We start from the raw sequence: 7,483 nt of genomic DNA, 5'->3' as shown, positions 1-7,483 counted from the left end.
CCAGGATCAAACTCTCCAATTAGGTTTTTCCGAGCGGCTACTTCACCCGAATGACTTCGAGGAAACAACCTTCCGAAAACTATCGAAAAGAGCGATTGCTCATTTTGAAACATCTGACGAGAATTTGCATTCTCTACTTTTGGATCTCACCGAAGTGATCTCCAGATACTCACTCGTTGTTCAGTTTTCAAAGATCAAGCTCGTTGTCGCTTGCGATTATCTCGTCAGCAGCAACTCTTATACTATATCACATCCGGTCGTTCGTTGCAAGCTCTTTTTTAATTTCTTTTTTCGAGCTTAGCTTCGACGCTTTTCAGCGTTTCGCGGCCAGATATAGAATATATCATGTACAGATATTTAATGCAAGCATTATTTTGAACATTTTAAAAGCTGTCTTAAGTCCAGTCAACTTCCGCAGTTGCTTCCGGACTAAGACAGCTCTAATAAATCGTATGCCTTTATCATAACTTTAAGCGATTATCTCCATAATGTGCAGCTCCCGCTCCAGCATCAGGTTAACAATTTTCCCCTCCACCTGGACCATAGGTCTTGTAGGATTACTGCGGTCGGTAAAAATGATCTCTCCATGTCGGCCGTCACTTAGCTTAATTCGTGTTCCGTTATAGAGATCTGTAGTTTTTTGAATAAAGGTCTGAACAATTACCGGATCAAGCTTACCGAAGCTCTCAGCCAGAATCTGTTCAAGCACCAGATAAGGCGACTGTGCCTTTCTGTAAGCTTTTCTTAGGGTCATGGCATGGAAGATATCAGCTACAGCCACAATCTTCGCATAGAAATGGATCTGGGTCCCTTCCAGACGCAGCGGATAGCCTGATCCGTCTATTTTTTCGTGATGCTGAAGTGCCGCAAGTCTGACTCCTTCATTAATCGCCGTAACATTGCGCAGCAGCTGATATCCATAGGTTGTATGCCTACGTACTTCTTCTAATTCGTCTCCAGTAAGCGGCGTCGGCTTCTGCAGCAGTGCGGCATCGACCTTGGCATTCCCTATATCATGCAGTAAGCCGGCAAATGCAGCCTGCATCCAATCCTTTTGCGGATAGCCGCACCATTGGGCAATCCGATACGAAGTGAGCGCTGAGAGCACGGCGTTATGGTAATTATAGTCCTCATCATGAATAACCCGCGGGGCAAATTTTAGGACATGATAATCCTTAAGCTCATTGATTAAGGCTTCTAACTGGCTTCGCAACTCCAGAATAGGCAGTGGTGCAGCGGCGACAGAGCGGTATATCTGCTTAACAAGCGCCAGCAGTTTTTCATATTCGTCATGCAGCGAAGAATTGGTTTTGGCCAGCTGTGCCTCATTAATTGTTGCTCCCGCTTTAACGGGTGTGTTCTTGACAGCTGTTGTTTTGGGCTGTTCGGGAGCTTTATTCTCGATCTGTGCACCTTCAATCTCCACTTGCTGAACAAGGAAGGCCTGCAGAATCTCAATATCCCGAGGCAAAATTACCTTCCCTTTAGAAAACAGCAGCCCTCCTAAAGGTGTGTTAACATCTTTAATAATCTTTGAACCTGGTTTTACCTCTGCCACGGTTACACTTGGCATATACTCAGCCCCTCTGTTTCTGTACAGCTTAGCTACTAATTAATTCTTTAATTATATTATGGATACATAGAAGCGACTAGATAGCGTACGGTCAATTCGATAAATTAATTAAAAAAGCACGGGCTTCTGTAATCAGAAATCCCGTGCTTTTAAATGCTACTCCAGACTATCCTCTTCACCCTCAGCATCTGCCAAAGGCTCCGAATCAGTCAACGTCTCTGCATCCACTTCCTGTGTTCCTTGTCCTTCTTCGCCGTCCTCAAGATCCGGCAGCTCGTCTTCCTCTTTATCCGCTCTGCATAGTGTAGCTACAGCATCATCCTCACGGATGTTGATAAGCTTAACACCTTGTGCATACCGGCCCATAGTTGAAATTCCGTCCATACTGGTACGGATCAGTGTACCGCTGGTAGTGATGATCATCAGATCCTCATCGCTCTTAACAACCTTAAGACCTACGACAGGACCGTTCTTATCGGTTAGGTTAATCGTCTTGATTCCTTTACCCCCGCGGGTCTGGGAACGGTAATCCCCGGCAGGTGTACGTTTGCCGTAACCCTTGGTCGTTACGATAAGCACTTCAAGATCCTTATCTACACAATCCATACCAATAACGTGGTCATCTTCATCCAGGCTGATCCCCTTAACGCCGGTTGCGCTTCGTCCCATAGAACGGACATCATTCTCGGAGAAGGTGATCGACATACCGCGGGCAGTACCTATAATCAGATTCTGCTGTCCGTCAGTCAGCTTCACTTCAATCAGTGAATCCTCCTCACGAAGGTTAATGGCGATAAGTCCGCCTTTGCGGATATTGTTGTAATCCTCAAGCGGAGTCTTTTTCACAATACCCTCGCTGGTAGCAAAAAACAGATACTTGTCGCTGTCTGTCTCCTGTACCTGAATTACAGCACTGATCTTTTCACCCTGTTCAATCTGAATCAGGTTGATGATCGGTGTTCCCCGCGCAGTACGTCCAAGCTCTGGAATCTCATAAGCTTTGATCCGGTATACCTTACCCTTATCGGTAAAGAACAGCAGATAATTATGCGAGTTGCTCACGAAGAGATGCTCCACAAAGTCCGCATCCTTGGTATCCATGCCGATTACGCCACGCCCGCCGCGCTTCTGGCTGCGGTATGTGCTGACCGGCAGACGTTTGATATAGCCGGTATGTGTAATCGTAATAACGACCTCTTCACGCGGGATCAGATCCTCATCAAGGATACTTTCTTCCCCGACCGTAATTTCGGTCCGACGCTCATCGGAGTATTTATCACGAATTTCCTGCAGCTCGTTGCCGATAATCTCCAGGACCAGATGCTCGTTAGCCAGAATTTCCTTGTACTCGGAAATCTTGGCCAGCAGCTCATTATATTCGTTCTCAATCTTCTCACGTTCCAGTCCGGTCAGACGCTGCATCCGCATATCGAGGATAGCCTGTGCCTGCTCGACACTCAGGTTAAATGTTTCCATCAAACCTTCACGGGCAATATCGGTAGTGCGTGAACCTCTGATCAGAGCAATAATCTCATCCAGATTATCAAGCGCAATACGCAGACCTTCCAGGATATGTGCACGCGCTTCAGCCTTCTTCAGATCAAAAATTGTCCGGCGGCGGATAACTTCAATCTGATGCTGCAGATAGTGGTAGAGCACATCACGGAGATTGAGAATTTTAGGCTCGTTGTTTACAATCGCCAGCATATTAATGCCGAAGGTCGATTGCATAGCCGTATGCTTGTAAAGATTGTTCAGCACAACGTTAGGGTTAACGTCGCGGCGCATCTCAATAACGACACGCATACCCGTACGGTCTGACTCATCGCGCAGATCCGTAATACCCTCAATCCGTTTCTCGCGTACCAGCTCTGCAATCTTCTCTACCAGTCTGGCTTTGTTAACCTGGTAAGGAAGCTCGTGCACAATGATCCGGGCTTTGCCGCCGTTTTCCTCAATAGTCGCCTTGGCACGCATGGTTACTGATCCGCGTCCCGTACGGTACGCTTGGCGGATGCCTTCACGTCCCAAAATGTATCCGGCTGTCGGAAAATCCGGGCCCTGGATATATTCCATAAGCTCCATAGGTGTAATGTCCGGATTCTTGATCATAGCCTGTACACCGTCAATAACCTCTCCCAGATTATGAGGAGGAATATTAGTTGCCATACCTACTGCAATCCCTGATACCCCGTTAACAAGAAGGTTCGGATAGCGGGCAGGCAATACTGTGGGCTCATGCTCTTCACCGTCATAGTTAGGCGCAAAATCAACCGTTTCCTTGTTAAGGTCACGCAGCATTTCGCCGGCAATTTTGGATAAACGGGCTTCTGTGTAACGCATTGCTGCTGCCATATCACCGTCGATCGAACCAAAGTTGCCATGTCCGTCTACAAGCATATAACGCATCGAGAAATCCTGAGCCATACGTACCATGGTCTCATATACGGCAGAGTCACCGTGCGGGTGATACTTACCGATAACCTCGCCGACGATTCTCGCTGACTTCTTATGAGGTTTATCCGGAGACATTCCGAGTTCAGACATTGCAAACAGAATGCGCCGGTGAACAGGCTTGAGTCCGTCCCGCACATCCGGCAAAGCCCGGCTGACAATGATGCTCATCGCATAATCCATAAAGGATTCGCGCATTTCCTCGCCAATGTCCCGGTCTTTGATTTGCGGGTTATTTTGTTCAGCCATGAGTTGCTGGACCTCCTTCAGTTAAAAACCGCTACCCTTAATTATATTACTTTCACAAAAACAGCACAATTAAACGGGGGTAGCCTTATATCTGCTATTATTCATTTCTTTTTAGCACGGGCAGGGGTATATGCCCTTTCCGCCAATGCCTCCAGTACATAGACTGTACAGACAAGTGGAACGGGTTCTTGACCCTATTTATGGTCATAGAGGTATAGCCCCATATCCTAATATTATAACATTATTTAGTTAACTTGTCCTGACAATTAAGAGCGCAATCTGCAATTAAGAAATAGGCTGGGAGGAAAATAATGAGGATTCAACGCGTGTCCAGTAAATGGGCCAAAACCAAAGTCATCCTGCAAAACCGCCAGCTGGCGATCTTCATTCCGGAAACGCGAAAATACAGTCTGGACCATCTGACCGAGCTGCTTGATATCTATGGTACGGTATACATCAAGCCTGACCGGGGTACTTACGGCATAGGTGTTATGCGGGCGGAGCGGCGTGTTGTGCATTTAAGTCCAAGCAGGCATCAGTCCGATGATGAAGCTTCTGTAGCTGAAGACGGAAAGCCCGATCATCTGGAGCAAATCATGTATGTACTGCGTTATGGAAAAGATACGGAAGTCTATAATTCAGCCGCCCTGCTTGACGCTGCTATTCTCCCCAAGCTTAATGGGCGCCCCTATCTGGTGCAGCAGGGCATTGATCTGCTCAAGCACCATGACCGTCCGTTTGATCTGCGTGTACTTACGCAAAAGACGCCATCAGGCGGCTGGGAAACAACCGGCATGCTCGGAAGAGTCGCTGCACCGCAGAAGGTGGTGACGAATTACCATAACGGCGGAAGCATTTTCTCTGTGGAGGATTTGTTTAAAGAGCATATGAGCCCGGGTGAGATGGCCGGTATGATTCAACAGCTGAAATCATTAGGAGTCAGAATAGGTGCACAGCTTGAGACTGCCTATCCGGGACTTAAAGAGATCGGGCTTGATGTAGCTCTGGATCAGCATCATGATCCATGGCTGCTTGAGGTCAATACACTCCCGGCAATTATGGTATTTAAAACCTTCCCCGACAAATCCATTTACCGTAAAATCCGCCGCTATGCTATTTACTACGGGCGTCTGAAGAAGACAAAACCTGCAGGAAGTACTCGCAGGAAGCTTCGCCTGCAATAATCATACACCGGCAATGGCTGCCCGTTAAAAAAGAACCTCCGGTAACTATTCATCTGCGAATAGTTACCGGAGGTTCTTATCACAAGCAGGACTAATGATTACACATCAAGGTTACGGACAGACTGGGCATGCTCCTGGATGAATTCACGGCGCGGCTCTACGTTATCGCCCATCAGCGTATCGAAGATTCCGTCAGCCAGGATAGCATCCTCAATGGTGACCTGCAGCATCGTACGGCTCTCAGGGTCCATTGTCGTATCCCATAACTGCGTAGCATTCATCTCTCCAAGCCCTTTATAACGCTGAACGTTTACTTTCACATTTTCGCCGAAGCCGGCAATGATCTCATCACGTTCTCTCTCCGACTGTGCATAGCGGATTACCTTATTACGCTCAATCTTAAAGAGCGGCGGCTGGGCGATATAGATAAAGCCCGCTTCGATAATTTTCCGCATGTACCGGTAGAAGAAGGTCAGCAGCAGGGTACGGATATGGGCACCGTCGACATCAGCATCGGTCATGATGACGATTTTGTGGTAGCGTGCTTTGGATATATCAAAGTCATCACTGATACCTGTACCCAGCGCCGTGATAATAGCCCGGATCTCGGCATTGGACAAAATACGGTCCAGACGTGCCTTCTCAACGTTCAGGATCTTACCGCGCAGCGGCAGAATCGCCTGGAAATGGCGGTCTCGTCCCTGCTTGGCTGATCCGCCGGCAGAGTCTCCTTCGACGATATAAAGCTCACTGATCGAAGCATCCTTGGACGAGCAGTCAGCCAGCTTACCCGGAAGAGCGCTGACTTCAAGCGCACTCTTACGCCGTGTCAGCTCGCGGGCTTTGCGGGCTGCTTCACGTGCACGGGAAGCCTGAAGCGACTTCTCCAGGACACGCCGGGAAACTGCCGGGTTCTCTTCAAGGAATTCCTGCAGCTTTTCACCGAACAGGGATTCAACAATGCCGCGGACCTCACTGTTACCAAGCTTAGTCTTAGTCTGGCCCTCAAACTGCGGCTCAGGAATTTTAACTGAAATAATCGCCGTCAGCCCTTCGCGGACATCGTCTCCGGTCAGGTTGTTGCTGCTGTCCTTAATTACGCCGGTCTTGCGGGCATAATCGTTAATAATCCGCGTCAGCGCGCTCTTAAAGCCGGATTCATGCGTTCCGCCTTCATGTGTATTGATGTTATTGGCAAAAGAATAGATATTCTCTGTATACGAATCGTTATACTGCAGAGCTACCTCAACCGCAATCATATCCCGTGAACCCTCCACGTAGATCGGTTCCTCATGCAGCGCTTCTTTTTTCTCGTTCAGATACTTTACATACTCCACGATACCGCCGTCATATTTGAACGTATTGGATACTCCGGTCCGCTCATCCAGCAGCGAAAGCTCAATGCCCTTGTTCAGGAAGGCAAGCTCGCGGATACGTGTCAGCAGGGTTGTATATTCATAAACCGTGGTTTCGGTAAAGATCTCCGGGTCCGGAAGAAAGGTTGTTGTTGTTCCAGTCTCATCAGAATCACCGATTATCTTGATATCGTACTGCGGAGCACCGCGTCTGTATTCCTGCCGGTAAGCATGGCCGTCACGCTTAACGGTCACTACTACCTTCTCGGACAATGCATTTACAACGGAGATACCAACGCCGTGCAGACCGCCGGAAACCTTATATCCGCCGCCGCCGAATTTACCTCCGGCATGCAGAACAGTCATTACAACTTCAAGCGTGGATTTCTTCAGCTTCACATTCTCGCCGACAGGAATACCCCGCCCGTTATCAATTACAGTAATACTGTTATCTTCATGAATAATCACTTGAATCCGGTCGCAAAAACCTGCCAGCGCCTCATCGATACTGTTATCGACAACCTCCCAGACCAAATGATGCAGACCCTTGGCGCTGGTAGAGCCGATGTACATGCCGGGACGCTTCCGGACCGCTTCCAGCCCTTCAAGCACCTGAATCTGGCTCTCATCATATGTCGGTTGATTCATTGACATGCCTTCACCTACTT

Annotated in this window: 5 protein-coding genes; 2 read left to right on the top strand and 3 right to left on the bottom strand. The window is 48.2% G+C overall.

Features of this window, described 5'->3' with window-relative positions; translation table 11 throughout:
• Positions 1-301: hypothetical protein (locus BN3772_RS31015; RefSeq protein WP_209443625.1), on the top strand; the 301-nt coding region annotated here is incomplete at its 5' end.
• Positions 302-469: 168 nt separating this feature from the next.
• Here the strand turns inward: BN3772_RS31015 and BN3772_RS07310 are convergent.
• Positions 470-1,573 (bottom strand): HD-GYP domain-containing protein, encoded by a 1,104-nt coding sequence (locus BN3772_RS07310; RefSeq protein WP_042198247.1) that lies wholly within the window; start codon positions 1,571-1,573, stop codon positions 470-472.
• Between the two features lie 156 nt (positions 1,574-1,729).
• Entirely contained in the window at positions 1,730-4,276 is a 2,547-nt protein-coding gene (gene gyrA / locus BN3772_RS07305; RefSeq protein ID WP_042198245.1) for a DNA gyrase subunit A, read from the bottom strand.
• Positions 4,277-4,587: 311 nt separating this feature from the next.
• Here gyrA and BN3772_RS07300 point away from each other — a divergent pair, with 311 nt between their 5' ends.
• Positions 4,588-5,460: a YheC/YheD family protein gene (locus BN3772_RS07300; protein WP_042198243.1), complete on the top strand. Its 873-nt coding sequence runs from the start codon at positions 4,588-4,590 to the stop codon at positions 5,458-5,460.
• Positions 5,461-5,558: 98 nt separating this feature from the next.
• Here BN3772_RS07300 and gyrB read toward each other — a convergent pair whose 3' ends face one another.
• A complete protein-coding gene (gene gyrB, locus BN3772_RS07295; protein WP_042198241.1) occupies positions 5,559-7,469 on the bottom strand; it encodes a DNA topoisomerase (ATP-hydrolyzing) subunit B in 1,911 nt (636 codons plus the stop codon).
• Positions 7,470-7,483 lie beyond the last annotated feature (14 nt).

Origin of the sequence: Paenibacillus camerounensis, from assembly GCF_000723885.1 — a bacterium.
Taxonomy (GTDB): domain Bacteria; phylum Bacillota; class Bacilli; order Paenibacillales; family Paenibacillaceae; genus Paenibacillus_AQ; species Paenibacillus_AQ camerounensis.
The sequence above is the reverse complement of the archived record's forward strand: the minus strand, read 5'-3'. Positions and strand labels throughout refer to the sequence as shown.

Coding starts and splice junctions, on each gene's coding strand:
- BN3772_RS07310 (WP_042198247.1), bottom strand. CDS start 1,573: ATGCCAAGTGTAACCGTGGCAGAGGTAAAACCAGGTTCAAAGATTATT.
- BN3772_RS07300 (WP_042198243.1), top strand. CDS start 4,588: ATGAGGATTCAACGCGTGTCCAGTAAATGGGCCAAAACCAAAGTCATC.
- gyrB (WP_042198241.1), bottom strand. CDS start 7,469: ATGTCAATGAATCAACCGACATATGATGAGAGCCAGATTCAGGTGCTT.
- gyrA (WP_042198245.1), bottom strand. CDS start 4,276: ATGGCTGAACAAAATAACCCGCAAATCAAAGACCGGGACATTGGCGAG.